The organism is Kocuria sediminis (assembly GCF_009735315.1).
In the GTDB taxonomy this organism is placed as follows: Bacteria; Actinomycetota; Actinomycetes; order Actinomycetales; family Micrococcaceae; genus Kocuria; species Kocuria turfanensis.
The window spans coordinates 149,772-174,442 of the sequence record NZ_WOGU01000002.1; the positions used below are offsets into that span (position 1 = coordinate 149,772).

A 24,671-nucleotide genomic window follows, 5' to 3' on the forward strand; every position below is an offset into this window, starting at 1 on the left:
CCGGTCCTCGACCGCGGGGCCTCAGCTGAGAGGTCCGGGGCCCGGCCTCCGACCGGTGCCGGATGAGCCCTCGAGCTCCCAGGAGAAGGGCGCCCGGGGAGCGGTCGTGCCGCCGGCCAGCTCGTTGACCGCGCAGGTGATCAGGTCCCGGTGCCCGGATGGCAGCTGCAGGCACTCGTGCAGGTACGCCTCGATCTCCAGGGCGCCGACCTCACCGCCGAGCTCGAAGTACTGCCACCACAGCTGGTCCGTGGCCAGACCGGCCTGCTCCGCGGCCCGGCGGGCCAGGCGCGCCTGCACGGCTGCGGCGGTGTCGTCGTGCATGGAACCCCCTGGGGTGCGGTCGCTGCGGAGGCGGCCCCGGGCCGGGCGCGACGCTGCGCAGCGGCCCGGGCCGTCTTCGGCGGCGGTGCAGTGGCACCGCCGGGGTCCATCGTCACCGGCGCTCCACAGGGTCGCCACCCTCCGCCCGGCGGCGGTGCGTTTTCCGGACCGGGGGTGCTCTCCTCGGACCACCTGCACCACCTGCACCACCTGCAGCACGGGAACCGTCCGGACGCGAGGGCGCGGGGAGGTCGTTATCAGCAGCCGACGGTGACAGCGGTCCTGGGCGGCGGGTCCGGACGGCGGTTCTCCTCGAGCTGTTTCCGGCGCCGCCTCGAAACAGGGGGAGCGGGGCGGCCCCCCAGCCTGCCCCGCTCCCTGCTGCTCCCCTCCGCGGACCGGTTCTCGACGGCGCCACGGTCCTTCCGGAGCCGGGGTGCCCCACCGGTCGACGCTGTGGGAGCCGGGGGATGGTCCTGTATCGACCACAGAATCCCCTCGTGAGAAGCAAGAATGCTCGCATCGGGGCCGCTCGGCAAGGGCTCGGGTGTGAGCTGGTTCACATGCAGACACAAAGGGTTGTCATTGCAAATTCCTCGCCCTCAGGTGGTGCTCAGTGCCCGCCGTTGAGCATCCCGCCCAGGCGCACGCGCATCCGGCGGCTGGCCTGGTTCAGGCCCACGACCCGGACCTCTGTGCCGTAGCGGGCGTACTTGTCGGTCACCGAGTCCAGGGCCGCGACGGTGGACGCGTCCCACAGGTGGGAGTCCGAGAGGTCGATGACCACGTGCCCGGGGTCCGCGGCGTAGTCGAACATCGTGTAGAGGTCGTTGGAGGAGGCGAAGAACAGCTCCCCGTGCACGGTGTAGACGGCCGTCTCCCGGCCGCTGCGCTGCTGGAGCTCCCGGTCCATGGTCACGAAGTGGGCGACCCTGCGGGCGAAGGCGACCATGGCGACGAGCACCCCGACGACCACGCCCAGGGCGAGGTTGTGGGTCCACACGGTCACGACCACGGTCGAGACCATCACGAGGGTCTCCGGCAGCGGCATCCGGGACAGGGTCGCCGGGCGGACGGAGTGCCAGTCGAAGGTGGCCCAGGACACGAAGATCATGACCGCCACCAGCGCGGCCATCGGGATCACCGCGACGACCTGGCCCAGCGCGACGACGAGGACCAGCAGGAACACCCCGGCGAGGAAGGTGGAGATCCGGGTGCGGGCACCGGAGGCCTTGACGTTGATCATGGTCTGGCCGATCATCGCGCAGCCGCCCATCCCGCCGAAGAGGCCGGAGACCACGTTCGCGGCACCCTGGGCCCAGGACTCACGGGTCTTGGCCGAGGGCGTGTCGGTGATGTCGTCGACGAGCTTGGCCGTCATCAGCGACTCCAGCAGTCCCACCACGGCCATGGTCAGCGCGTAGGGGGCGATGATCCGCAGGGTCTCCAGGTCCAGCGGGACGTCGGGGACGAACAGCGAGGGCAGGGACTCGGGCAGCGCGCCCTTGTCGCCCACCGTGGGGACCTTGGTTCCGAAGGTGACCACGAGCGCGGTGATCACCACGATGGCCACCAGCGGCGCCGGCACCGCCCGGGTGATCCGGGGGAGGAGGAACACGATGGCCAGGCCCAGCAGCGTGAGGGGATAGACCGCCCAGGGCACGCCGATCAGCTCCGGGATCTGCGAGCTGAAGATCAGGACGGCCAGGGCGTTGACGAAGCCCACCATGACCGAGCGGGGGATGAAGCGCATCAGCCGCGCCGCGCCGATCAGGGCCAGCGCCACCTGGAAGAGGCCCGCCAGGATCACGGCGGCGATGAGGTGGTCGATGCCGTGGGAGGCCATCAGCGGGGCGATGACCAGGGCCACCGCGCCGGTGGCGGCGGAGATCATCGCCGGGCGGCCGCCGAGGACCGCGGTGGTGACGGCCATGGTGAAGGAGGCGAACAGGCCCACCCTCGGATCCACCCCGGCGATGATCGAGAATGCGATCGCCTCCGGGATCAGGGCCAGGGCGACCACGAGTCCGGCCAGGACCTCGGTCTTGAGGTGGCGGGGCGAGCGGAGGGTGCGACGGACCGACTGGCGCTGCTCGGGGGTCAGCGCCGGGGCGGGGCCGGCGGTCGTCGTGGCCATGGGAGGGCTCCGTTCATGAGGACAGGAGAGCGGAAGGGCACCGGGGATGGAGTCCACGAGGGCGCGCGGGCCCCGGGGAGTGCGGTCGCGGGGAAGGTGATGCGCCGCGGCGGCACCCGGTGCGGCGCCGTCCGGCGGACGCGCCCCTGCAACCCTAACCTACCGTAAGGGTAGAGTTCGACTCGGGTCGTCCTCCGTGTTCGATCGCACATCCGGTGCGGGGCCGGGGGAGCCGACGACGGGGGCCGTCACCGGCCGAGGCGGTGCTCCAGCAGGGCGATGAACTCGTCCGCCTGGGCCAGCTTGCGGGCCAGCTTGTCCCGTTCCGGCCGCGCGCGTTCCAGGTAGTCCGCGAGCCGCTCCGGGGAGGCCGGCTCGGCGCCGAGCAGCTCCAGGAGCTCGGCCATCTCCTCCAGGGTGAACCCCAGCGGCTTCATCTGCCGGACGACCAGCAGCCGCTCCACGTCCTGCTCGGTGTACACGCGGAAGCCGCCCTCCGTGCGGGAGGCCGGCAGCAGGCCCACGTCGTCGTAGTGACGGATCGTGCGCAGGGACAGGCCGGTGCGCTCGGCGAGCTCGCCGATCTGCATGGTGCCTCCGCGGACACGGTGCGGCATGGGGTGACCTCCAGGATGTACGGGACCCCTGAGTCTAACAATCCGTCAGGGTCGCGCCCCCGGAGCCCCGCCCCGGGATCGGCCGGGACGTCGCGGCGGCAGGGGGAACCGCTCGAGGTCCTGGGCCGCCAGCACGGTGGCGCCCCCGGCGCGCCGGCGTGCCTGCTCCGCGAGCGGGGCGATGTCGGGATAGCGCGACGAGAAGTGGGTGAGGACCAGCGTCCCGGCGCCCCCGGCGGCCGCCAGCGCCCCGGCCTGGCCGGCGGTGAGGTGGAGGTACCGCGCGGCGAGAGCGGCGTCGTCGTCGGCGAACGTGGACTCGGCCAGGAGCAGGTCGGCACGCTCCGCGAGCTCCTCCGCGCCCGGGCACGGCGCCGTGTCCATGACCACGGCGACGCGCCGGCCGGGGCGGGGGACGCTCACGTCCTCGAGACGCACGCCGCGCAGGCGGCCCTCGCGCTGCAGCCGGCCGACGTCCGGGCCGGCGATCCCGGCCGCCGCGAGCCGCTCCGGGACCATCGTGCGGCCGTCGGGTTCGGTGAGCCGGTACCCGTAGGTCTCCACGCGGTGGTGCAGGGGGCGGACCTCCAGGCCGGCGGCCACGGTCCCCGGGCCCCCGTGCGGGTGCAGCCGCAGGTCGAGGCCGGGGGTCGCCAGGGAGACGAGGGCCCGGACGACCTCCTCGCCGGAGGCCGGGTAGTGCAGGTCCACGGGGTGCTCCACGCCGTCCAGGACCATGCGCGAGAGCACTCCGGGCAGTCCGTAGCAGTGGTCGCCGTGGATGTGGGTGAGGCAGATCCTCGTCACCTGCGCGGCGGAGACGCCCGCGTGGATCATCTGCCGTTGCGTCCCCTCACCGGGGTCGAAGAGCAGGCCGGCTCCGTCCCAGCGCAGCAGATAGCCGTTGTGGTTGCGGGTGCGGGTGGGCACCTGGGAGGCGGTGCCGAGGACGACGAGCTCACGCATGGTCCCGAGTGTGCCACCCGTCCCGGGGATCACTGCGGGACGAGCTCGCTCCAGGAGGCGGTGCGGGAGCTGCTCGCCGGGGCGGGGCCCGGCGGCGCGGTCTCGGGCAGGAGCACCACGAGCGTCCCGAAGGTCCGGGCGGGCCAGGAGGAGACGGCTCGCGCCGGGGTCCTCGCCGGAGCGGCACCGGAGCGCTGCATCCGTACGGCGTAGGCCAGGATGAGCAGGCCGGCCAGCGCCAGGCCCACGCCCACCCAGGCCGGGGCGCGGTAGCCCCATCCGGCGGAGATCACGGCCCCGCCGAGAAAGGCGCCCATGGCGTTGGCCAGGTTGAACGCGGCGTGGTTCATGGCCGCGGTGAGGGAGGGGGCGTCCTTGGCCTCGCGCAGCAGGCGCATCTGCAGGGACGTGGTGAACACGGACCCCATGACGCCGATCCACAGCACGCCGAGCACGGCCGCGACGGCCCACTGGGCGAAGAGGCCGAAGAAGACGAGCGCCACGGCGGAGACGGCGCCGGCGCCCAGGACGGTCTTCTCGATCGAGCGGTCCACCAGCGGGCCGACCAGGAGCGAGCCCAGGGTCATGCCCACGCCGAACACGGCCAGCACCCACGGCACCGCCGAGATGCTGAGGCCGGTGAGCTCGGTGAGGGTGGGGGAGATGAAGGTGTACACGGCGAACATGCCGCCGAAGCCCACGGTCCCCGCGATGAGGGTCAGCGTGACCTGGGGGCGGCCCAGGGCCCGGATCTCCTGCGCGACGGAGACGCCGCCGCCCTGCCGGGTCTTCGGCACGAACGCGGCCAGGGCCGCGACGGTCAGCAGGCCGATCAGGACCACGAGACCGTAGCCGGAGCGCCAGCCCAGCGCCCCGCCGAGGGCGGCGGCCAGGGGGACGCCCGCGATGTTGGCCACCGTCAGGCCCAGGGCGACGCGGGCCACCGCGGTGCCGCGCCGTTCGCGCGGGACGAGGGAGGAGGCCACGACCGCGGCCACCCCGAAGTAGGCGCCGTGGGGCAGGCCGGAGAGGAAGCGGGCCACGTAGAGCCAGTCGAGGGTGGGCGCCGCCGCCGAGAGCGCGTTGCCGACGGTGAAGGCCGCCATCAGCCCGAGAAGCAGGGTCTTGCGCTCCACCCGGGAGGTCAGGGTGGTGATCAGCGGCGCGCCGACCACCACGCCCAGGGCATAGAGCGAGATGGAGTGGGCCAGGGCGGGGATCGAGGCGCCGAAGTCCTCGGCGATGAAGGGCAGCAGGCCCATCGAGGCGAACTCGGTGGTGCCCACGCCGAAGCCCCCGAGGGCGAGGGCGAGGATGGCGAAGCGGGTGCCGGTGGGTCCAGGGGCGTTGATCACCTGGAGCACCGCAGTGCGAGGTGCGGACATGGCGGGTCCTTCCGTGTGGAACAGGAACGAGGAGGAAGGCGCGTCGTCGAGCCGGACTGGATGAAGCATCGACACTACGGAGAAAGTCGGCGGCACCCAAGGGTTCCGGCGTGTGATCTTGGACAAATCACCGGGCGTGTGATAGGCGTCGCTCCGGTCGGTGGTCGCCGCCGCCGGAGCGTCCACGCGGGGCGGCGCAGTGGCTGCGGCGCGCGTGCGCCGCTCGGTGCGGCCCGAGGTGTAGGTTCCGGCTGCATCTGCCAGAAGTACCTCGCTGTGACTGGGGAATACTCACGAAGGTCCAGTAGTGGGTTCTCACGAACTTGTCGGAATCCTCTGCCCAGAGGCGACGATGGTGCGACTGTCTACCCGTCGCGCTTCCTTCTAACCCCGCTGGACTCGGGTCGGAAGCTCGCCAGTCAACAACTCTGCCCTGAACACGATCCAGGAAGACCACATGCTCGCCGTGATTTCGCTCAGTGGCGTCCGGATGCGTAGCGGCTACTCTTCGACAATGGTCCCTCCGGAAGTGAGATTGAATATTGGTATGGGTAGTTCGCGAATGCTAGAGGGACTCAAGGCATTTCTGAGTCTGTGGTACGAGGACATTGCTTGGTGGCGTCCCCTCCGGAGGTACATCGATCGTCAGATCCGCGCGTTCTCCTGGACTGCGCTCACCTCCTACTTGGGTCAGTGGTATGAGGACATTGCTTGGTGGCATCCCCTCCGCGCGCGGCTCTCCCGTCGGTATCGAGAGAACCCTTGGAGTCTTCTCAAGGCTTCGGCAGTGACAATTGTATGTTTGGCCGTGTTTGCTGCCGCCCTGTGGGTCGCGCTGGGCTGGCTGTTTGGGCATAAGTGGGTATGGGAGCTCGACCAGGGTGCAGAAACCACTAGGTATGGCGTCTCGCGGATGGTTTTGTATATCGGGGCGGGCGTGGTGGGGGTCGTCGGCGTGCTCATTGCGTACCGTCGGCAACGAGGCGTCGAGGAGGGCCATTTCTTGGAGCAGTTGGCGGAGTCAGCGCGCCAACTTGGCGATGAAAATCCAACGGTACAAGCTGCAGGTGCTTATGCCTTGGCAGGTCTGGCTGACAGATCAACTCGTGAGCGCAGGCAACAGTGCGTCGATGTTCTATGTGCGTATATGCGATTGCCCTATGTCACGGACGGCGCCCAGGGCATTAGGGTCTCGTCCTCCGTGTCGGAGTTGGTGCATACACGAACCACACAGGGGGATGCAGGTGCAGAAGAGAAGGTGGAGCAAACAATTGTCATGCGTCCGCATGATCGGGCGACTCGTCAGACGATCATGCGGATTATTGTGCAACACCTTCGTGAAGGCGCATTGGTGACATGGTCGAATCTTGACTTTGATTTTAGCAATACCACATTCGACTACGTAGATTTTTCCAAGGCTCGTTTCGCTGGATCAGTGCGTTTTTCGGGCGCCACTTTTTCTGGAAGTGGTGCGAATTTTACGGAAGCTGAATTTTTGGGTGGGATTACTGATTTTGAAAACGTGAGGTTTTCTGGGGGCGGCACCAGTTTCATGAAAGCTGTCTTTAGGTCCGAGTCCACAAACTTCACCGAGGCCTACTTCTTGGCCGACAATGCCGAGTTCAGTGGGGCCCGTTTTGTTGGTTCGTACACGAGTTTCGCGGAGGCGCGATTTGCCGGAAAATATGTCGGTTTTGTAAGTGCCGAGTTTATAAGTAAAAATGTGAGCTTTGCGGACGCCCAGTTTGTCGCGGAGGACAGCGTCTTCCAGAAAGCTAAGTTCGCTGGTGATTATGCGGATTTTTCAGGGGTAAAGTTTATCGAGACGGCCGCGAACTTCCGCGAGACTGTGTTTGGGTCCGAGACGGTGCATTTCGGACATGCGGAATTTAGCGGCGAAAAAACTGACTTCCAGCTTGCCCTCTTTAAGAGCAGGCGCTCTGACTTTGTCGGGGCTGCCTTCTTGGCAATCTGGAGTGACTTTAGAGGTGCTGTTTTTGAGGGAGAGTACACAGGTTTCGTTGCCGCCGCCTTCGCTAGCAAGGTGGTGCATTTTGGGGAGGTTGAATTTAGAGGAGAGGCGACAGACTTTCAAAGAGCCGAGTTCACTGGCGCCTCGACACGTTTTGAGCACGTACTTTTCAAGGGAAGAATTAACTTTGATGAGTCCCGATGCCTCGGTGGGGAGATGAGTATGGGGGGCGTCAAGTTCGCTAGCGATTCGATTCCTTCCGGTAAATGCGATTTCCCGCGTCGGGACTGACCTAAGATTGCGGCAACTTGTTGCCGCGGTAGCGTGACACATCGACAGCGTATGTGCAGCATCCTTGCACGGAGTATGCCAAGTCATCTTTAAGGGTGGTTGCCATCGCAGAGAAAGCTGGAGTGAAGAGACGGTCAGACGTCTGCCGCTCCTTATCTCAGCACCGTTGACAGATGGCATCCCAGGGTGTGTAGTAAGTGCACCCATCCCTTCCCCCCGGTAACTGCATATCCCCGGAGACCCGTCACTCCACTGAACTAGGAGCGACTGGTGACACGGAAAAATTGGCGCGTTTGCTCGTTTGAGGGATGTGGCCGCCCCGCCCGCAACAAAGGTCGGTGCGCTGGCCACCACAAGCAGTGGTCGAAGGGCCAGCCGCTGACAGAGCTAACACCGTACGTCCCGCATACCGGAGTGGGTCGAACGTGCGCAGGGCCAGCATGCACGCGTCCTGTCAAATGGGCGACGTACTGCGAGGGCCATATGGCGCAGCTACGGCAAGGCCGTGAGCTTGCGCCGCTGAGGGCCTACAGTCCGCAAAATTTGCCACACGGGTCCGCAGCGATCCGGGACGAACAAAACCGTAAACAGTGTGTCAAGTGCCTAATCTGGAAGCCAGACACCTCAGAAAACTTCAACAAGAGCAAGCGCATGCCCGATGGACTGAGCCCCACATGCCGGTCATGTCAAAGGGAATACCGTGACAGGAATGAAGCGGCGTTCCGGGCTCAAAAGCGACTTATGACATACAAGATGTCGCCGGAGCAGTACGATGCGCTGATGTCCGCTCAGGGCGGGAGGTGTGGTTCTTGCTTCCGAACTCGGGAAGAAACGGGTGACGCTCGGGAAATGTGTGTCGATCACGACCATACGTGCTGTCCTAAGACGCCCACTTGCGGCAACTGCAACCGTGGGTTGCTGTGCCGGGAGTGCAACACGGGTCTTGGCATGTTCAGGGACGACCCGTGGCGCTTGATGTGCGGCATCATCTACCTACTCAAGTACCGAAAAAAGGGCCCGTACGGTGACGCGCAGGCCACGCCAGAAAACCTATGAAATGCGTCAAAGCTGGGGACGGACACTAACTGGTCGAAGTCCTCATCTGACCGCAGTAACAGCCAATCAATCGTTACGGTGCCCCTCGACTAGGGTACGATGCACCTCGAAGTTCCCCTTCGTTACGGCGTTGTGGGCGGCACAAGCCTTGCCGATAAGCAAGTCGACACCGCCTTGTAGGTCGGCCGTCTCGGCGGGACGGCCGCAGCGCACCCGTCCGGTCAAATTCGCAAAGATGTAGCCCCACTTGAATAGAGCATTCCAGCCTAGCGCGCAGACAAGCATCGCCGCCCCGGCGAAGTCCATGCGTTATTCATCGGTTGACATGCTCCGCCTCGGTGAGCAGGCGCTCCTCGAGCACCCGGCCGACCGGTTCCTCAGTGATGTCACCGTGCTTCAAGAGCTCTCGGAGGAGCTGCATCATCTCGGCGGTGTCCACCTGCCCGATCCGCCGCATCAGCCCGATTTGCAGGACCCGGCGCTCCAACTCGTCTCGCATTTCACCTATGGCTCCACCTCCACACGGTCACTGGATGAACATCCACAGAACCAGGGTCAGCGCCAGGAAGATGAAAGTCAGTGCTCCTAGCACCCATGCTTTCTTGGTCAGTCCGTGGCAGCCATTCGTCTTGTCGTTGGCTGGCGGCTGCGCGTCTCGGATCAGGCTGGGATGGTCCGGCACAGGAGGAGGAATCACCACGGGCTCATCAGAGGTGAGGGAAGGCTCCTCGGCGACGGGCTCAAGCTGAGGATCCTCGACAGCTACCGGCTCGGGAGAAACAGGGTCCGGCTCAGGTTCCGGGGTGAACTCGGGTTCGGGATCGAGCGGAGGTGGAGTCAACACCGCACGGCTATTTCACGGAATGGCGCCGGGTGTGTACACGTACTTAAGGTGCTCAGGTGGGTCAGAAGACTCGGCCTCCGGCGGAGTGCTGATCTTGCCGCACTTCTCGCAGTCGTCCTCAAACTTTTTGCGGTGCAGCGCCCGCTCCTTGGATCCCATCACGGTCTTGAACCTGATGTTGCACCCCTTCTCGGGACACACCAGATTCTGGTTGCTTTTGGCGGTGTCCTTGACGTTGGTTCCAGGCTTGGTGGCATGGATGATGTGCCAGTGCTCATCATTGTTGATGTCGTACTCGATGCCCGTCTGACTGTCCTTGCAGTCGTAGCGGTAGGTGGTCTTGGAGACGGGGGCGTGTCTAGAAGGGATGTACCCGAGGTCCGGGATGAGGGCCACCAGCTCATCGACCTTGTCGGGGTGGGCATACCAGTGCTTGTCCCCGTTGCTGTACCGGTTCCCGAAGTAGAAGGCGTGGTCCCCCATGAACTTTTTGATGCGCTCTTTGTTTTGGAAGGTCTCACCGGTCAGCATGACCCCGTTCCTCAACAACCACAGTTACTTTTCGTTGAGACCATGCGTGCCGCTCATCTAGGCTCCCCCATCCCCTCGGACCTCGCGGGCAGCGCCCTGATGCCGCTGCCATCACCCCTACTCCCAAAGGTAGAGGGTGCCTCCCACATGGGGATGATGGGGACTGCCCCGACTTCCATCGACGCTCTGTCATGTGGGACGCCTAGCCATGTGTGCACACGGCGGTGCGCGAACGGACGCCTCCCGCCTCGCACTGGCTGGTGGAGGAACTGGCGTGCGACCGGGACGTCTTGGTGCGGTCCGCCGCCCATCGTGCCTCGGGGCTTAGCGACGAGGTGTAAGACTGGTCAGGGACGCCACATCACCGCCGGATCCGATCTACTGCCCCTGCTGCGTTCAGTAGCATGGTTTGGCGGTAAGCTCGCCGTTCTCGTCCCGGGGCACGGCCTGTAAGCGGTCGCACAGTTCCCCGCCCATGTAGGACTCGGTGGTGTCTAGGCGGTCCTCAACCATCCACCAAATATCAGGGGCAATGGTCATCTCGTTGCCTTCACCCAGGACGCGCTGCTCCATCCGCTCCCCGTTCGCTTCCTCCACGGTCATGACGAGGTCGAAGGAGCACCACTTCGTTTCGCTGCGCAGCTCCACCAGCAGGAACTGCTGCTCGTTGCGCTTCAAGGTGATGGACTTGTTGTTGAAGTAGGGCGTCCCCTTCGACAGATCCACACCATCAGCCCCACCCGGCTTGTTCAGCACGTCCGGGTCGAACCCCATGGCCGGAGCGTTGGGGTCCTCCACATTGATGAACAGCCGTTCCGTGCTTGGGACGCCACCACCATGCGGCACGAGCTGAAACAGCGTGCCGTCACCAAAGTCGGAGCAGGTGGACTCGGGCCTGATGTCCACGACCCGCACCTGGTCCGGCCTGTTCCCCACCAAGGTCAGCTCCATTTTGCGGTCCCCGAACAGGACCGCGCCCCGCTGCGCCAGTTTCACCGCTTGCCCGTTGGGTTCCGTAGCCGCCAGGTCAGCGACATCGTCCGGCTTCAAGGTGGCGTTGGGCAGCCACATGTCGCCCGACTGGGGCCGCACGAATGGGTTTGCGACTACAGGTTCCCCGATGCGGGTGTGCTGATTGACTGCCGCCTGGACATCGGGGCCGAACCGTCCTTCAAGTGCACCGCCCACCATGCCGCCCGCGAAGGTCAGCACCGTCAGCCCAACCCATGTCCCGGCACGCTTCCAAAGGGGTGCCTTCGCAGGGGATACCACCGGGGGTGGGTTCCGGGCCGTTGACGCCGCAGCCGCCGGTGCGGGGTCGTGCTGCCTCGGCCCACTCTGGTGCTCCTGGTCCGCATGGTTCTTAACCCATGGTGCCCGCTTCTTGCTACCGCCCTGTCTTGCCACCGACCCGTTACCCGCTTCCTTGGCTCTACACGCCGCCCACCATCATGCAGCACCGGCGAACCCCTCCCATGCCGCACAGACCGCCAGGTGGGCGCACCCGGATGTTCCGCAGGGTGTGCGGCATGGTCCGGGCCGCCTCGGCGACAATCAACGCATCCCGGGCGTCGGTCTTCGCGGTGCCCGGGTGCAGGTCAGCGATCCGGCGCATCGCCAGACCGGGCAGATAGGCCACAGCGGCCCCGTCGAGGATCTCGGCGACGGCCACCGGCAGCGCCCCGATGATGGCCGGCTAGTCCACGATCATCAGCACCGGCCCGTGCCTTGTCGAACACCGTCTTCCCGACCGTTGTCACCGCTGCGGCGTGGTGGTCGGATTTGCCGACGTCGAGGCCGACGAACACCGCCGGTTGTGGTTGCTCCGACACGATCGAGTCCCTTCTCCTGCACAGGCATCTGCGCATGCTGGCCGGCAGGGTGGTGGTCATGCTCGGCGTCCACGTTACGAAGGTCCCGAAAGGGTCTCGCCTCTATTAGCGATCCGTGACCACCGGACCAGTCCTCGGTGACTACACCTTCCGAATCATGGGTGACTGGGTGCTTTCTCGTCATGGTCGCAACACCTGACCGAAAGTTAGGCCATGACAGCACCACTGCGAGGACATGATCGCCGCGTCGGGCGGCGGCCGATGTCGGCCAAGCGCGAACAGTTCCTGAAGATGATCGGGCAGGGCTGGGCCGTGGCCGCCGCGGCCCGTGAACTGGGGGTCAGTCGCAGCTCGGCGAACAACTGGAAGAACGGTTACCGGGTGGCCCGACCCGACGGCACCGTGGTCATCTTCGAGGCACTCACCGCGACCCCACAGCCGATCTCCGCCCGGTTCCTCTCCCAGGAAGAGCGGCTGGTCATCGCCGATGAGCTCCGGGCTGGCACCAGCCTGCGTGGCATCGCCGCGCTGCTGGGCCGGGCTCCCTCGACGATCTCGCGCGAGGTGCGCCGCAACCTCGGCGGGCTCACCGCCTACCGGCCCTTCACCGCCGAACAGCGCGCACGCCACCGCCGGCGGCGCCACCATCGGCTCAAGGTCGAGGCCGACGCCCAGCTGGGAGGCTGGGTCGCCGCGCGGCTGGCCGAGTACTGGAGCCCCTCGCAGATCGCCCATGCCCTGCCGGCGACCTTCCCGGGCCAGCGCAAACGCCACCTGGCGCACGAGACGATCTACCGCGCCGTCTACCGCCACCAGCTCCCGCCCCTGCCCCGGGGACAACGGTCCTGCCTGCGCACCGGACGCACCTATCGGAAGGCCCATCGCCACCCGTCCCGGCGCCGGGCCCGGTTCGGGCTGCCGCTGCAAATGATCAGCGACCGCCCCGCCCACGTGCTCGAGCGACTCGAGCCTGGGCACTGGGAAGGCGATCTCATCGCCGGCCCCGGGCACCGTTCCAACATCGCCACGCTGGTCGAACGCGCCACCCGCTGCACCGTGCTGATCCCGGTGCCCGGATCCCGCCATGCCGAACTTGTCCACCGCGGCCTGGTGGCCGCCCTGGGCACCCTGCCCCCGAACCTACGGCGCTCGATCACCTGGGACCAGGGCATCGAAATGTCCCGGCACCGAGAGGTCAGTGCGGACCCGGACTGCCCGGTGTTCTTTTGTGAGAAGGGCAAGCCCTGGCAACGGGGCACGAACGAGAACACCAATGGTCTGCTGCGCCAGTTCTTTCCGAAGGGCACCGACCTGTCGGTTCACGCCCCGGAGCACCTGCGAGGCGTCGCTCACCAGCTCAACCATCGGCCCCGAGCGGTGCTCGATGGTCGGACGCCGGCAGAGCTTTTTTCCGCCTTGCTACCCTTCCCGGACCACCCGCTGTTGCGACCATGACGAGAAAGCACCCTGGGGACAAATGATCATGCCGAGGACCGGCCGCTCAGCACCCCTCCATCCTGCTGGACGGACGGGTCACGAGAAAGGCATCGGGGGGAGGGGGAGATCAGTCCTCTTCCAGGAACACTGCTGTGAACAGGTCGGTTGCGTCGATGAGGCTGGCTGTCGGAACCCGGAGCTCGCCGCTGGTCACTGCGTCGTTGCCGTCCTCGGTGAGGACCCAGGTCACGGTCACCGACCTGGCCTGCGGATCCCGCGCGAGGATCACGTAGTCGTCCTGGTCGCTCGTCCATGGCACGTTCGGCCGAAACGATTCCGGCGTGAGGACAACTTCGGCGTCTTTGCCGCGGTTGCTCCAAGCGACGGGGTGTCCCCGGGGGAAGGGCCGGAGGGCCGAGTAATCGATTGCCGTGCCAAATGGGTCATGCCGCCGCACGACGGGCTCGATCACTTTCTCGTAGTCTGCATCGTCGGTCTCGAGATGATCGAGCAGTTCGCAGTCATGGAAGGTCACGATCAGATGTGGCTTGCCGATGAACCTATCGCGGCTGACCACACGGATGCCTGCTCCCGGCAGACCAACGCCGAGGAAGTGCTCTCGACCCTTCGCGATGTGCTCAGGCTTCCCGATCCGCCACGCATCCAAGGCTTCCTCCCGGTCCTCCGCTGACTGAGGCCCCGTTCCGCCAAGGATGCTCGACGCCAGGAAGGTCGATGTCGAAGCGAAGGCGTTTGTCGCGGGCTGTTCCTGCTTCTTGAAATTTTCCTCTTCGAACTCGTGCAGGTGCTCTAGGACTTCCCCCACGCGGTCGACTCGGCAGATGGAACCGAGCACTTCCACCTCGAGCTCGATGGGCGGCTTTCCACCGCCGCGGGCCCGCTCCACGAGGGCGAGGACTTCACCGGAGCGAGCTGGCCGCGTGTTGCTGGTGCCGCGCACGTAAATCGCGCCGTCCTCAAGGCTGTCGCGGCGTTCGTCGCCCTGGAGGCTCTTGTGGCACGGGAATATCGTCTGCCCGTCCTGCGGCGGCTGGGCGATGACGAACAGCACCTCGTTCTCGGCGTCAACGCCGATCCTCCCGAACTCGAACGCCGGGAATTGAGGTCCGAGGTAGGGGCGAAGCCGGTCCTCGAGCTCGTGGGCCTCGACGCCGCGAGGGACGCCCGGTGCAACGCCCTTCTGCGCGCCGATGACCAGCACCGCGTAGCCGTGGAGGTGCCTGGCGGCCTCGTGCGGACGCCGATTGGCGGCACCCAGGAGGAACTTCGCGACCTTGGCCACGCCCGCCTTGCTGCTGAGGTCGAGACTGCTCTTGACCTCGAGATAGGTGGTCTCCGCCTCGTCGCCCACGAGGGTCACATGGTCCAGGATGCTGCGCAGCGCGCGCTCACCAAGGGGGAGGACGTCGGTGTCCATGGAGACGACCTTGGAGGCCGAGCTATCGGAGCTCGCATGTTCAAAAGGCATGGTTCAATTCTCCCATTCGCAGCTGCTTTCCCGGGCAACGAAGAGTCTTGCGCCGTCAGATCGCGGGGCTCTGTGGTCGGCTCTCACTATCTGGCGGCTGGCGCGTACCTGCCCTCGCCGTTCAGCGCCGTGTAGATGGTCTGCCTGCTGACGCCGAGCTAAGAAATGGTTTCAATAGTTATGGGTGAGGCATTGAGCGGTGCCTGCCTGACTGGTGATCATGGCTGCCATGACGAGTCAGAAGGCCTCCGGGCGGCTGGTCAGCGACCAGTTGTGGGAGTTGCTGGAACCCTTGGTCCCACCGCCCCCGCCGGCGAAGAACGGGCGCACCGGGCGACCGCGCGTGGATGACCGAGCGGCCCTCAACGGCATCCTGTTCGTGGCCGAGAACGGCATCGCGTGGAAGAAGCTGCCCGTGGAGCTGGGCTTCGGCTCCGGGATCACCTGCTGGCGCCGGCTACGGGCCTGGCAGGAAGCCGGGGTGTGGGAGAAGCTGCACCACGCCGTGCTCGAGCAGCTCGGGCACGATGGGGCGCTGGACTGGTCGAGAGCTTGCCTGGACTCGGTGAGCGTCCGGGCGAAAAGGGGGGCGAGCTGACGGGGCCCAACCCCACGGATCGCGGCAAACTCGGCACGAAGTACCACCTGCTGGTGACAGCTGACGGACTGCCGCTAGCGGTGGCCATCACCGGAGCCAACCGCCACGACTCCATGCTGGTCGAGCCGATCCTGGACAGTTTGAGCCCGGTCAAGGGTCGAGGCCGCGGCCGTCCACGGCGCCGGCCGGTCAAGCTGCACGCGGACAAGGCCTACGACAACAAACGGGTGCGCCGCTACCTTTGCCGGCGCGGGATCACCGCCCGCATCGCCCGCATCGGCGTGGACTCCAGCGAACGCCTCGGCCGGCACCGCTGGGTCGTGGAACGCACCATTTCCTGGCTGCTGGCCTTCCGACGCCTGGCCGTGCGTTACGACCGCAGCGCCACCACGATCACCGCGGTGGCCACTTTGGCGATCACCATCATTTGCGCCCGGCGACTGCCCCGGAAGGACTATTGAAACCACTTCTTAGTAGCAAGCAGAAGGTCCGGCACGTGCCGACGTGACTCACTACCGTCCGGACCGGTGACCCGGAATGGCTGGGTCAGCAGGGCTGTGGTTTGTGGATCGAAGTCCGCCAACCAGAGGCGGTCCAGCTCTAGCAGGCTCTCATAGACGTGTGTACGGCCGGTCGTTGCCGACCAGAAGTCGCCGGGATAGTGGCGTTGGGACTCGAACGAAGGGGGTGTCCGCACGGCGATACCGCGTAACACTTCAGCGCTGTCCACCTGATCCAGCGTTGTCGTGACGAGCTCATTTCCAACTTCCCGCCGGTACTGCACCTCGAAGGCGGCCAGGTTCATCCTCTTATGGTCCGCCTGCGACAGGAAACTAGTAAATGTGACACCTACACGACAAAAAATGTGGAACGAGACATGTTATTCGGGAACCTACACGAGGGCCGAGCCGGCGAGTCCACCCCCGGGGAAATATGTGCTGGCCCGCCAGGGTTGAGTGACGTAGACTCAGGTTAGCTGAACTGCCCGACCGCACTCCGAGGCGAGAGGCGCCCGGGTCGGTTCGCCCGATCGTTCACAAGGAGCTGCTGTGGAGACCAAGTTCACCACCAAGTCGCAGGAGGCCCTCGCCGCCGCCTCCACCAACGCCTCGACCGCGGGCAATCCGCAGGTCGAGCCCGCCCACATCCTCAAGGCGCTGATGGACCAGCGCGAGGGCGTGGCCGTCGCCGTCCTGAAGGCCACCGGCGCCGACGTCGACGCCGTGTCCGCGCAGGCCAGCGCCGCCATCAAGGCCCTGCCCTCCGCGTCCGGGGCCTCGACCGCCCAGGCCCAGTTCAACCGCGGCGCGCTGCAGGTCATCCAGGCCGCGGAGCAGTTCGCCAAGTCCCTGGGGGACGAGTACATCTCCACGGAGCACCTCCTGTACGGCCTCGCCCAGCAGGAGGGCAGGGTCGGCGAGATCCTGCGCACCGCCGGCGCCGGCCCCGACCAGCTCAAGACCACCGTCCCGTCCGTGAGAGGAGACCGCCGGGTGACCACCCCCGATCCCGAGGGCACCTTCCAGGCGCTCGAGAAGTTCGGCACCGACCTGACCGCGATGGCCCGCGAGGGCAAGCTCGACCCCGTGATCGGGCGCGACTCCGAGATCCGCCGCGTGGTCCAGGTGCTGTCCCGCCGCACCAAGAACAACCCCGTGCTCATCGGCGAGCCCGGCGTCGGCAAGACGGCCGTAGTCGAGGGTCTCGCCCAGCGCATGGTCGCCGGGGACGTCCCCGAGTCCCTGCGGGACAAGACGCTGATCTCCCTGGACCTCGGGTCGATGGTCGCCGGCGCCAAGTACCGCGGCGAGTTCGAGGAGCGCCTCAAGGCCGTCCTGGAGGAGATCAAGCAGTCCGAGGGGCGGGTCGTCACCTTCATCGACGAGCTGCACACCGTCGTCGGCGCGGGCGCCGCCGAGGGCTCGATGGACGCGGGCAACATGCTCAAGCCCATGCTCGCCCGCGGCGAGCTGCGCCTGATCGGGGCGACCACCCTGGACGAGTACCGGGAGAACATCGAGAAGGACGCCGCCCTGGAGCGCCGCTTCCAGCAGGTCTACGTCGGGGAGCCCTCCGTGGAGGACACCGTGGCCATCCTGCGCGGGCTCAAGGAGCGCTACGAGGCCCACCACAAGGTCCAGATCGCGGACTCCGCCCTGGTCGCGGCCGCGACGCTGTCCAACCGGTACATCCCCGGCCGCCAGCTCCCGGACAAGGCCATCGACCTCGTCGACGAGGCCGCGTCCCGGCTGCGCATGGAGATCGACTCCGCCCCGGAGGAGATCGACCAGCTGCGCCGCGCCGTCGACCGGCTGACCATGGAGGAGCTCGCCCTGGAGCGGGAGACCGACCCGGCGTCGGTCGAGCGGCTGGCCGCGCTGCGCCAGGAGCTGGCCGACAAGCGGGCCGAGCTGGACGCCCTCAACGCCCGCTGGGAGGCCGAGAAGGCCGGCCTGAACCGTGTCGGCGACCTCAAGGAGCGGATCGACAACCTGCGCTCGCAGGCGGAGATGGCCCAGCGCCAGGGCGACCTCGCCGAGGCGTCCCGGCTGCTCTACGGGGAGATCCCCGCGCTGCAGAAGGAGCTCGACGTCGCCCAGGAGCAGGAGGACACCTCCGCCCCGCACGACACCATGGTCTCCGAGGAGGTCACGGCCGACGACGTGGCCGAGGTGATCTCGGCCTGGACCGGCATCCCCGCCGGGCGCATGCTGCAGGGCGAGACCGAGAAGCTCCTGCACATGGAGGAGCTGCTCGGCAAGCGGCTCATCGGCCAGCACCGCGCCGTGCAGGCGGTCGCGGACGCCGTGCGCCGCTCGCGCGCGGGCATCTCCGACCCGAACCGGCCGATCGGCTCCTTCCTGTTCCTGGGCCCCACCGGTGTGGGCAAGACCGAGCTGGCGAAGTCTTTGGCGGAGTTCCAGTTCGACGACGAGCGCGCCCTGGTGCGGATCGACATGTCCGAGTACGGCGAGAAGCACACCGTCTCCCGGCTGGTCGGCGCCCCTCCGGGCTACGTCGGCTACGAGGAGGGGGGTCAGCTGACCGAGTCGGTGCGGCGCCGGCCGTACTCGGTGGTCCTGCTCGACGAGATCGAGAAGGCCCACCCGGACGTCTTCGACATCCTGCTGCAGGTGCTCGACGACGGGCGGCTCACCGACGGCCAGGGCCGGACCGTGGACTTCCGCAACGTCATCCTGATCCTCACCTCGAACCTGGGCAGCCAGTTCCTGGTGGACCAGACGATCGACCAGGACGCCAAGCGGGAGGCGGTGATGAACGTGGTCAACGCCTCGTTCAAGCCCGAGTTCCTCAACCGGCTCGACGACGTCATCCTGTTCGACCCGCTGTCCACGGCCGACCTGTCGAAGATCGTGGACATCCAGGTCGCCCAGCTGGCCGACCGGCTGGGTCAGCGGCGCCTGAGCCTGGAGGTCACCCCGGCGGCGACCGAGTGGCTGGGCATCACCGGCTACGACCCCGCCTACGGCGCCCGGCCGCTGCGCCGGCTGGTGCAGCGGGAGATCGGGGACAAGCTCGCCAAGGCGATCCTGTCCGGGACGGTCGTGGACGGCGACACCGTGCGGGTGGACGTCAACGCGGACGTCGTGGCGGACGGGCTGACCGTCAGCGCGGTGCGCGAGGAGGCGCACGCCGCGGGCTGAGCCCCGAGGGGTGGCCGTTCCGGGCCGCGGGCCGGGACCGGGGGAGACCCGGTCCCGGCCCGCCCCGCGCGGTCGCGGACCGGGGTCCGGCCGTCCCCCGTGAGGTTCCCGACAGTCCACCGTGCGCGCGGCGGAGCGGGCGCACCGGACCGGCAAACCATGTACCCTGGTCTCACGAACCATTCATACGACATTTCCGGGGCCGTACTCTGTGCCTGAGTGCCGCCGTCCGGACCAAGAGACAGAGGGGGTCACGCCATGGGGCGCGGCCGTCAAAAGGCGAAGGCGACACGGCAGGCGCGGGAGATGAAGTACTTCAGCCCGCAGACCGACCTCACGGCACTCCAGCGGGAGCTGCGCGGCAGCGAGCAGATGCCGCCGCTGCGGGAGCCGGTCGAGGAGACCGTCGAAGAGGACGAGGACGACTACTCGGCCTACGTCGACAAGTACGCCGACGACTACGACGAGGACTACCGCCGGTAAAGGCCGGGGGCTCCGCTCGTCTCCACCGCATCACGCAACAGGTGCCCGTCCAGGACGAGCACCTTCTTTGCGTTCCCGGACCGCCCCGGAACAGCCCGGGACGCTCCCGGAACTTCTCTTCGCATGACAGGACCGCCCGAGCATCCGCCCGGGCGGTCCTGTCATGCGCTGCGGGGCCCGCTCAGCCGGCGTAGGCGCTGACCATGCGCACCGCGCCGCCGTCCACGCCCTTGGCGCCCTGCACCCAGTCGGGGCCGCTGTGCTCGGTGGCGGGGTCGATCTCGGCCACGGTGCCCATGACCCACGCGCTCAGGCCGCGGGCGGCGAGGTGGGCGACGGCGTCCTCGGCCACGGCCGGGTCGACGATCGCGACCATCCCCACGCCGAGGTTGAGGGTCCGCTCGAGGTCGGGCAGCGGGACGTTGCCGAGCTGGCCGATCAGCTGGAAGACCGCGGGCAGCTCCCAGGTGGAGCGGTCCACGGTCGCCTCCAGACCGGCGGGCAGCACCCGGGCGAGGTTGGCGGCGAGGCCGCCGCCGGTGACGTGGCTGAAGCCGCGCACGCCGTGGCCGGTGGTGCGGTCCGGGCCGTTGACGGGGAAGGCGGCCGCGAGGTCCAGGACGTCGGCGGCGTACACGCGGGTGGGCTCGAGCAGCTCCTCTCCCAGGGTCCGGCCGAGCTCGGTGACCTGCCGGTCCAGGGACCAGCCGGCCACGTTGATGACCTTGCGCACCAGGGAGTAGCCGTTGGAGTGCAGCCCGGAGGAGGCCATGCCGATGACCACGTCCCCGGCGCGGACCCGGTCCGGGCCCAGCAGCTCGTCGGCCTCGACCACGCCGGTGGCCGCCCCCGCCACGTCGTACTCGTCCGGGCGCAGCAGCCCCGGGTGCTCGGCGGTCTCCCCGCCCACCAGCGCGGTGCCTGCCTGCTCGCAGGCGGCGGCGATGCCGCGCACGATGTCGGCGATCCGCTCGGGCACCACCCGGCCCGTGGCGATGTAGTCGGTCATGAACAGGGGCTTGGCCCCCACCACCACGATGTCGTCGACGACCATGCCCACGAGGTCGAAGCCGATGGTGTCGTGCACGTCGAGGGTCTGGGCGATCGCGACCTTCGTGCCGACGCCGTCGGTGGAGGTCGCGAGGTAGGGCTTGCGGTAGCCCGTGAGCTCGGAGACGTCGAACAGGCCTGCGAACCCTCCGACCCCGCCGATCACGTTCGGGGTGTGCGTGGCCTTGACCGCGCTCTTCATGAGCTCGACGGCGCGGTCGCCGGCCTCGACGTCCACGCCCGCGCTGGCGTAGGTGACGGTGCGGTGCGTGGAGGAGGGGTGCTGGGCCATGGTCAGGCGTCCTTCGCGGTCTCGGGCTGGGTGGCGGGCTGGGCGGCAGAGGGGGTCCCGGGCCCGGCCGGGACCCGGTCCTCGGGCAGCAGCAGGTCCTCGAGGTCGGAGTCCGGCCCCGGGTCGCAGCCCGTGGAGCCCTCGTGCACGCCCGGGTCCTGGTCGGAGATGCGGGTGCGCCCGGCCGCCCGGCGGGACAGGCCGTCGTCGGAGGAGGGCCGGGTGTCGATGGAGACGGCGGAGGCGTGCTCGGGCCGCTGGGCCACGGACGGCCCGCCCGGCTCCCGCCGGGGCGAGGAGTCCACCGGGGTGCGGGCCTCGAAGACGTTCTTGCCCAGCTTGTCCGCGTCCGGCAGGCGGGTGGGGTACGTCCCGGAGAAGCAGGCCGTGCACAGCTCCGAACGCTCCTGCCGGGTGGCCGAGACCATGCCGTCCTCGGAGATGTAGCCGAGGGAGTCCGCGCCCAGGGACGCCCGGATCTCGTCGACCCCCAGGCCGTTGGCGATCAGCTCCGCCCGGGAGGCGAAGTCGATGCCGTAGAAGCACGGCCACTTGATGGGCGGGGAGGAGATCCGCACGTGGATCTCCGCGGCCCCGGCCTCGCGCAGCATCCGGATGAGCGCGCGCTGAGTGTTGCCACGCACGATCGAGTCGTCGATGACGATCAGGCGCTTGCCGGCCACCACCGACTTCAGCGGGTTGAGCTTGAGCCGGATCCCCAGCTGCCGGATGGTGTCCGAGGGCTGGATGAAGGTCCGGCCCACGTAGGCGTTCTTGACCAGGCCGTTGCCGAAGGGGATCCCGGACTCCTCGGCGTAGCCGATGGCGGCGGGGGTCCCGGACTCGGGGGTCGGCATGACCAGGTCGGCCTCGACCCGGTGCTCCCGGGCCAGCCGGCGGCCCATCTCCACGCGGGACTCGTACACGGAGCGGCCGTTGATGGTGGTGTCCGGGCGGGCCAGGTACACGTACTCGAAGACGCACGCCGCGCGGCGGGTCTCGGCGAAGCGCTGCGAGCGCAGGCCGTGCTCGTCGATGGCCACGAACTCGCCGGGCTCGATCTCCCGGACGAGGGACGCGCCCACGATGTCCAGGGCGGCGGTCTCCGAGGCCACCACCCAGCCGCGGTCCAGCCGGCCGAGGACCAGCGGGCGGATGCCCTGCGGGTCGCGGGCCGCGTAGAGGGTGTGCTCGTCCATGAACGCCAGGCAGAAGGAGCCCACGAGCTGGGGGAGCAGCTGCATCGCGGCGTCCTCGAGGGAGCCGTGCGGGTGCTCGGCCAGCAGCGCGGTCACCAGGGCGGTGTCCGTGGTGTTGCCCTGCGCCATCTCACCGCGCGAGGGGAAGCCGGACTTGTCGATGAGCTTGTCGTAGAGCTCGGCCGAGTTGGTGAGGTTGCCGTTGTGCGCCAGCGCCACGGTCCCGTGGGGGGTGGCGCCCAGGGTGGGCTGCGCGTTGGCCCAGTGGGAGCCGCCCGTGGTGGAGTACCGGCAGTGGCCCACGGCCAGGTGCCCGGTCAGGGTGTTGAGCGTCGTCTCGTCGAAGACCTGGGAGACCAGGCCCATGTCCTTGTAGACGGCGATGCGCTCCCCGTCGCTGGCGGCGATGCCGGCCGACTCCTGGCCGCGGTGCTGCAGCGCGTAGAGGCCGTAGTAGGCCAGCTTGGCGACCTCCTCCCCGGGGGCCCACACGCCGAACACGCCGCACGCGTCCTGGGGGCCCTTCTCTCCGGGGAGCAGGTCGTGGCTGAGTTGTCCGTCAGGGTGAACCACGTCGATCAGCTTCTCTCACGCTCGGGGGTCGGTGGGCCGCGGGTCCTCGGCCTCCGGATCCGCAGCTTCCGGGGCCGCAGCCTGGCGGTGCTCGGGCTGCGGGTCCGCGGGGTCGTCCTCGCCCACGACCTCGGTCGTCACGGCCCGCGCGCGGGCCACCGAGAGGCGGTCCAGCACGAGGGCGACCACCGCCCCGGCGGCGAGGCCGAGCACGGCGAAGACGGAGACCATGAACATGACCACGGCACCCTGGGTGAACTGGGCGCTCTCCCCGCCGGCCAGGCCGACCAGCACGCCCACGACGATGCCGACGACACCGCCGAGCACCACGAACGCCCAGATGTTGGGCGCGCGGCGCAGCGTCATCTGCTGGCTGCCGGCCGCGGCGAGCGGCACGGCCGCCGGCCGGCGGCGCCGGCGCGGCCACTTCCGCGCGGGCGGGCGCGACGAGGGGGATGCTGCGGAGGTCATGCCCTCAAGGCTACCGGGGAAAGAGGGGGAGGGCGTCCGCCAGATCGGTCCGTGTGCCCGAGGCCACAACCGTTCCCGCGGCCACGGCCTCGGACCAGGTCAGGGCGCCCGTGACCAGGCCCAGCCAGGTGCCGGCATCGGTCTCGACGACGTTGGGCGGGGTGCCGCGGGTGTGCCGGGGCCCGGCCACGCACTGGGTCACGCCGAAGGGCGGGACGCGCACCTCCACGCTGTTGCCGGGACGGCGCTCGGCCAGCTCCTCGAGGCTGTAGCGCACGGCCGTGGCCACGGTGGGCCGGGCGGCGGCGGCCGGGTCCCCGCGCCAGGCGTCCAGGGCGAGGACCCCGTCCGCGGGGTCGATGCGCCGGCGGGCCACGGCGCTACTCCTGCCCGAGCGCCCGGGCCAGGTCCGGGCCCAGGAGCTCCAGGAGCGGGTCCGCCGCACGGATCCGGCCCACCGGGCGGGCGGCGCCCATGATCGGGCGCACCACCCGGCCGATCACCGCGGCGGCGGCCGGGACGGGCACGGCCCCGGCGTGGGCCAGCAGGCTCAGCCCGATGAGCGCGTTGGCGCGGGAGCTGCCGTCGAGCACCTTGAGCGCCACCGACCAGCCGGCCCGGGTGCCGATCGCGAGGACGCCCTCGGCCCCGAGCTTCGCCACGACGTCGAGCTCCTCCATGACCACGGTGTTGTACCTACCGGGCCCGTGCACGAACTCGGGGTAGTCGAGCATGCACTGGGCCACCGTGGCGGCCCGGGCGTCGGCGTCGAGGTTGCCCGCGGCGCGGCCGAGGGTCGAGTAGGCGCGGGCGAGGCCGGTGAGGGAGATCGCCGCCAGGGGCGCCCCGCAGCCGTCCACGCCGACGTGGGCCACGCGCTCGCCGGAGAACTCCTCGACGGTCTCGAGCACGGTCCGCTGCAGCGGGTGCTCCGGGTCCAGGTAGCTGTCCGTGGGCCAGTCGTTCTCGGTGCACGCCCACAGGAACGCGGCGTGCTTGCCGGAGCAGTTCATGCAGATCCGGGTCTTGCCCCGCCCGGCCCGCAAGAGCTCGGCACGGACCTCCTCGTCCTCGGGCCAGTCCGGCGGGCACTGCAGCGCCTCCTCGGTCAGCCCGGAGGCCTCGAGGATGGAGCTGACGGCGCCCAGCTGCTCGAAGGAGCCGATGTGGGAGGCGGAGGCGATGGCCACCTGGGCGCCGCGCAGCGGGACCCCGGCCTTCATCGAGGCGATCGTCTGGAACGGCTTGAGCGTGGAGCGGGGGAAGATCGGGGTGCCGATGTCGCCGAGTTCCACGGCCACGTTCCCGTCCGGGTCCAGGACCACGGCGGAGCCGCGGTGGCGGGACTCGACGAAGCCGCTGCGCTCGATCACCGCGAGGTCCACGGCACGGTCCGAGGTGAAGGTCTGCATCCGCCCAGTATGTCAGCCGGGACGGGCCCGCCCGGGCCGCTCCGGGA

23 protein-coding genes and 1 pseudogene are annotated in these 24,671 nt (G+C 68.3%); 6 read left to right on the top strand and 18 right to left on the bottom strand.

What is annotated here, in order from left to right; all coding sequences use genetic code 11:
• Positions 1–21: 21 nt before the first annotated feature.
• From GMA12_RS02925 to GMA12_RS02945, 5 genes are all read right to left on the bottom strand, one after another.
• On the bottom strand, positions 22–324 hold the full coding sequence (locus tag GMA12_RS02925; protein ID WP_156267035.1) for a hypothetical protein: 303 nt from the start codon (positions 322–324) through the stop codon (positions 22–24).
• A 613-nt stretch (positions 325–937) separates the two neighbouring features.
• The gene (locus GMA12_RS02930; protein ID WP_156267037.1) at positions 938–2,461 is read right to left on the bottom strand and encodes a SulP family inorganic anion transporter; all 1,524 of its coding nucleotides are present in this window, start codon (positions 2,459–2,461) and stop codon (positions 938–940) included.
• Between the two features lie 248 nt (positions 2,462–2,709).
• On the bottom strand, positions 2,710–3,078 hold the full coding sequence (locus GMA12_RS02935) for a MerR family transcriptional regulator (protein ID WP_156267039.1): 369 nt from the start codon (positions 3,076–3,078) through the stop codon (positions 2,710–2,712).
• Between the two features lie 45 nt (positions 3,079–3,123).
• Positions 3,124–4,044 carry a ribonuclease Z gene (locus tag GMA12_RS02940; protein ID WP_156267041.1) on the bottom strand — a complete coding sequence of 307 codons (921 nt, stop codon included), beginning with the start codon at positions 4,042–4,044 and terminating at the stop codon, positions 3,124–3,126.
• Between the two features lie 29 nt (positions 4,045–4,073).
• The gene (locus GMA12_RS02945) at positions 4,074–5,429 is read right to left on the bottom strand and encodes an MFS transporter (RefSeq protein ID WP_156267043.1); all 1,356 of its coding nucleotides are present in this window, start codon (positions 5,427–5,429) and stop codon (positions 4,074–4,076) included.
• Between the two features lie 808 nt (positions 5,430–6,237).
• Here GMA12_RS02945 and GMA12_RS02950 point away from each other — a divergent pair.
• Positions 6,238–7,692, top strand: a complete 1,455-nt coding sequence (locus tag GMA12_RS02950; protein ID WP_162459405.1) for a pentapeptide repeat-containing protein — start codon at positions 6,238–6,240, stop codon at positions 7,690–7,692.
• Between the two features lie 741 nt (positions 7,693–8,433).
• On the top strand, positions 8,434–8,748 hold the full coding sequence (locus GMA12_RS19490; protein WP_162459406.1) for an endonuclease domain-containing protein: 315 nt from the start codon (positions 8,434–8,436) through the stop codon (positions 8,746–8,748).
• Between the two features lie 66 nt (positions 8,749–8,814).
• Here GMA12_RS19490 and GMA12_RS02960 read toward each other — a convergent pair whose 3' ends face one another.
• The 6 genes and pseudogenes from GMA12_RS02960 to GMA12_RS02985 form a co-directional block, all read right to left on the bottom strand.
• Entirely contained in the window at positions 8,815–9,054 is a 240-nt protein-coding gene (locus GMA12_RS02960) for a hypothetical protein (RefSeq protein ID WP_156267049.1), read from the bottom strand.
• A gap of 7 nt (positions 9,055–9,061) precedes the next feature.
• Positions 9,062–9,247 carry a hypothetical protein gene (locus GMA12_RS02965; protein WP_156267052.1) on the bottom strand — a complete coding sequence of 62 codons (186 nt, stop codon included), beginning with the start codon at positions 9,245–9,247 and terminating at the stop codon, positions 9,062–9,064.
• 27 nt (positions 9,248–9,274) lie between these two features.
• Positions 9,275–9,592 carry a hypothetical protein gene (locus tag GMA12_RS02970; protein WP_156267054.1) on the bottom strand — a complete coding sequence of 106 codons (318 nt, stop codon included), beginning with the start codon at positions 9,590–9,592 and terminating at the stop codon, positions 9,275–9,277.
• Positions 9,593–9,604: 12 nt separating this feature from the next.
• A complete protein-coding gene (locus GMA12_RS02975; protein ID WP_156267056.1) occupies positions 9,605–10,123 on the bottom strand; it encodes a hypothetical protein in 519 nt (172 codons plus the stop codon).
• Between the two features lie 396 nt (positions 10,124–10,519).
• Positions 10,520–11,335, bottom strand: coding sequence for a hypothetical protein (locus GMA12_RS02980; protein ID WP_156267058.1), 816 nt, complete (start codon positions 11,333–11,335; stop codon positions 10,520–10,522).
• A gap of 289 nt (positions 11,336–11,624) precedes the next feature.
• A pseudogene (locus tag GMA12_RS02985) lies at positions 11,625–11,991 on the bottom strand (IS110 family transposase); the annotation flags it as partial.
• A gap of 177 nt (positions 11,992–12,168) precedes the next feature.
• Between GMA12_RS02985 and GMA12_RS02990 the strand changes: the two are divergent.
• Positions 12,169–13,410, top strand: coding sequence for an IS30 family transposase (locus GMA12_RS02990; protein ID WP_206064630.1), 1,242 nt, complete (start codon positions 12,169–12,171; stop codon positions 13,408–13,410).
• Positions 13,411–13,519: 109 nt separating this feature from the next.
• Here GMA12_RS02990 and GMA12_RS02995 read toward each other — a convergent pair whose 3' ends face one another.
• Positions 13,520–14,830 (bottom strand): hypothetical protein, encoded by a 1,311-nt coding sequence (locus GMA12_RS02995; protein WP_206064631.1) that lies wholly within the window; start codon positions 14,828–14,830, stop codon positions 13,520–13,522.
• A gap of 280 nt (positions 14,831–15,110) precedes the next feature.
• On the opposite strand from GMA12_RS02995, the gene GMA12_RS03000 reads away from it, so the two are divergent.
• A protein-coding gene (locus GMA12_RS03000) for an IS5 family transposase (protein ID WP_162459407.1) occupies positions 15,111–15,940 on the top strand; the annotation gives its coding sequence in 2 pieces (ribosomal slippage) (positions 15,111–15,462 and positions 15,462–15,940; 831 coding nt in all).
• Here the strand turns inward: GMA12_RS03000 and GMA12_RS03005 are convergent.
• On the bottom strand, positions 15,934–16,284 hold the full coding sequence (locus GMA12_RS03005; protein ID WP_156267064.1) for a hypothetical protein: 351 nt from the start codon (positions 16,282–16,284) through the stop codon (positions 15,934–15,936). The two genes, GMA12_RS03000 and GMA12_RS03005, sit on opposite strands and share 7 nt — an antisense overlap.
• Before the next feature lie 244 nt (positions 16,285–16,528).
• Here GMA12_RS03005 and clpB point away from each other — a divergent pair, with 244 nt between their 5' ends.
• The gene (gene clpB, locus GMA12_RS03010; RefSeq protein ID WP_162459408.1) at positions 16,529–19,144 is read left to right on the top strand and encodes an ATP-dependent chaperone ClpB; all 2,616 of its coding nucleotides are present in this window, start codon (positions 16,529–16,531) and stop codon (positions 19,142–19,144) included.
• 258 nt (positions 19,145–19,402) lie between these two features.
• Positions 19,403–19,627 (top strand): DUF3073 domain-containing protein, encoded by a 225-nt coding sequence (locus GMA12_RS03015; protein ID WP_062735120.1) that lies wholly within the window; start codon positions 19,403–19,405, stop codon positions 19,625–19,627.
• A 181-nt stretch (positions 19,628–19,808) separates the two neighbouring features.
• On the opposite strand, the gene purM is transcribed toward GMA12_RS03015, so the two are convergent.
• The 5 genes from purM to GMA12_RS03040 are packed head-to-tail and all read right to left on the bottom strand — an operon-like array spanning position 19,809 to position 24,624.
• Positions 19,809–20,969: a phosphoribosylformylglycinamidine cyclo-ligase gene (purM, locus tag GMA12_RS03020; protein ID WP_156267066.1), complete on the bottom strand. Its 1,161-nt coding sequence runs from the start codon at positions 20,967–20,969 to the stop codon at positions 19,809–19,811.
• 2 nt (positions 20,970–20,971) lie between these two features.
• The gene (gene purF, locus GMA12_RS03025) at positions 20,972–22,741 is read right to left on the bottom strand and encodes an amidophosphoribosyltransferase (protein WP_370830051.1); all 1,770 of its coding nucleotides are present in this window, start codon (positions 22,739–22,741) and stop codon (positions 20,972–20,974) included.
• A 15-nt stretch (positions 22,742–22,756) separates the two neighbouring features.
• The gene (locus GMA12_RS03030; RefSeq protein WP_156267068.1) at positions 22,757–23,212 is read right to left on the bottom strand and encodes a hypothetical protein; all 456 of its coding nucleotides are present in this window, start codon (positions 23,210–23,212) and stop codon (positions 22,757–22,759) included.
• A 10-nt stretch (positions 23,213–23,222) separates the two neighbouring features.
• Positions 23,223–23,588 carry a sterol carrier family protein gene (locus tag GMA12_RS03035; RefSeq protein WP_162459409.1) on the bottom strand — a complete coding sequence of 122 codons (366 nt, stop codon included), beginning with the start codon at positions 23,586–23,588 and terminating at the stop codon, positions 23,223–23,225.
• A 4-nt stretch (positions 23,589–23,592) separates the two neighbouring features.
• Positions 23,593–24,624 (bottom strand): asparaginase, encoded by a 1,032-nt coding sequence (locus GMA12_RS03040; RefSeq protein ID WP_156267070.1) that lies wholly within the window; start codon positions 24,622–24,624, stop codon positions 23,593–23,595.
• Between the last annotated feature and the right edge of the window lie 47 nt (positions 24,625–24,671).

What these genes read in the sequence shown, in the direction of transcription:
- GMA12_RS02925 (WP_156267035.1), bottom strand. Translation starts at nt 324, where the DNA reads ATGCACGACGACACCGCCGCAGCCGTGCAGGCGCGCCTGGCCCGCCGG.
- GMA12_RS02930 (WP_156267037.1), bottom strand. Translation starts at nt 2,461, where the DNA reads ATGGCCACGACGACCGCCGGCCCCGCCCCGGCGCTGACCCCCGAGCAG.
- GMA12_RS02935 (WP_156267039.1), bottom strand. Translation starts at nt 3,078, where the DNA reads ATGCCGCACCGTGTCCGCGGAGGCACCATGCAGATCGGCGAGCTCGCC.
- GMA12_RS02940 (WP_156267041.1), bottom strand. Translation starts at nt 4,044, where the DNA reads ATGCGTGAGCTCGTCGTCCTCGGCACCGCCTCCCAGGTGCCCACCCGC.
- GMA12_RS02945 (WP_156267043.1), bottom strand. Translation starts at nt 5,429, where the DNA reads ATGTCCGCACCTCGCACTGCGGTGCTCCAGGTGATCAACGCCCCTGGA.
- GMA12_RS19490 (WP_162459406.1), top strand. Translation starts at nt 8,434, where the DNA reads ATGACATACAAGATGTCGCCGGAGCAGTACGATGCGCTGATGTCCGCT.
- GMA12_RS02960 (WP_156267049.1), bottom strand. Translation starts at nt 9,054, where the DNA reads ATGGACTTCGCCGGGGCGGCGATGCTTGTCTGCGCGCTAGGCTGGAAT.
- GMA12_RS02965 (WP_156267052.1), bottom strand. Translation starts at nt 9,247, where the DNA reads ATGCGAGACGAGTTGGAGCGCCGGGTCCTGCAAATCGGGCTGATGCGG.
- GMA12_RS02975 (WP_156267056.1), bottom strand. Translation starts at nt 10,123, where the DNA reads ATGCTGACCGGTGAGACCTTCCAAAACAAAGAGCGCATCAAAAAGTTC.
- GMA12_RS02990 (WP_206064630.1), top strand. Translation starts at nt 12,169, where the DNA reads ATGACAGCACCACTGCGAGGACATGATCGCCGCGTCGGGCGGCGGCCG.
- GMA12_RS02995 (WP_206064631.1), bottom strand. Translation starts at nt 14,830, where the DNA reads ATGGACACCGACGTCCTCCCCCTTGGTGAGCGCGCGCTGCGCAGCATC.
- GMA12_RS03005 (WP_156267064.1), bottom strand. Translation starts at nt 16,284, where the DNA reads ATGAACCTGGCCGCCTTCGAGGTGCAGTACCGGCGGGAAGTTGGAAAT.
- GMA12_RS03015 (WP_062735120.1), top strand. Translation starts at nt 19,403, where the DNA reads ATGGGGCGCGGCCGTCAAAAGGCGAAGGCGACACGGCAGGCGCGGGAG.
- purM (WP_156267066.1), bottom strand. Translation starts at nt 20,969, where the DNA reads ATGGCCCAGCACCCCTCCTCCACGCACCGCACCGTCACCTACGCCAGC.
- GMA12_RS03030 (WP_156267068.1), bottom strand. Translation starts at nt 23,212, where the DNA reads ATGACCTCCGCAGCATCCCCCTCGTCGCGCCCGCCCGCGCGGAAGTGG.
- GMA12_RS03040 (WP_156267070.1), bottom strand. Translation starts at nt 24,624, where the DNA reads ATGCAGACCTTCACCTCGGACCGTGCCGTGGACCTCGCGGTGATCGAG.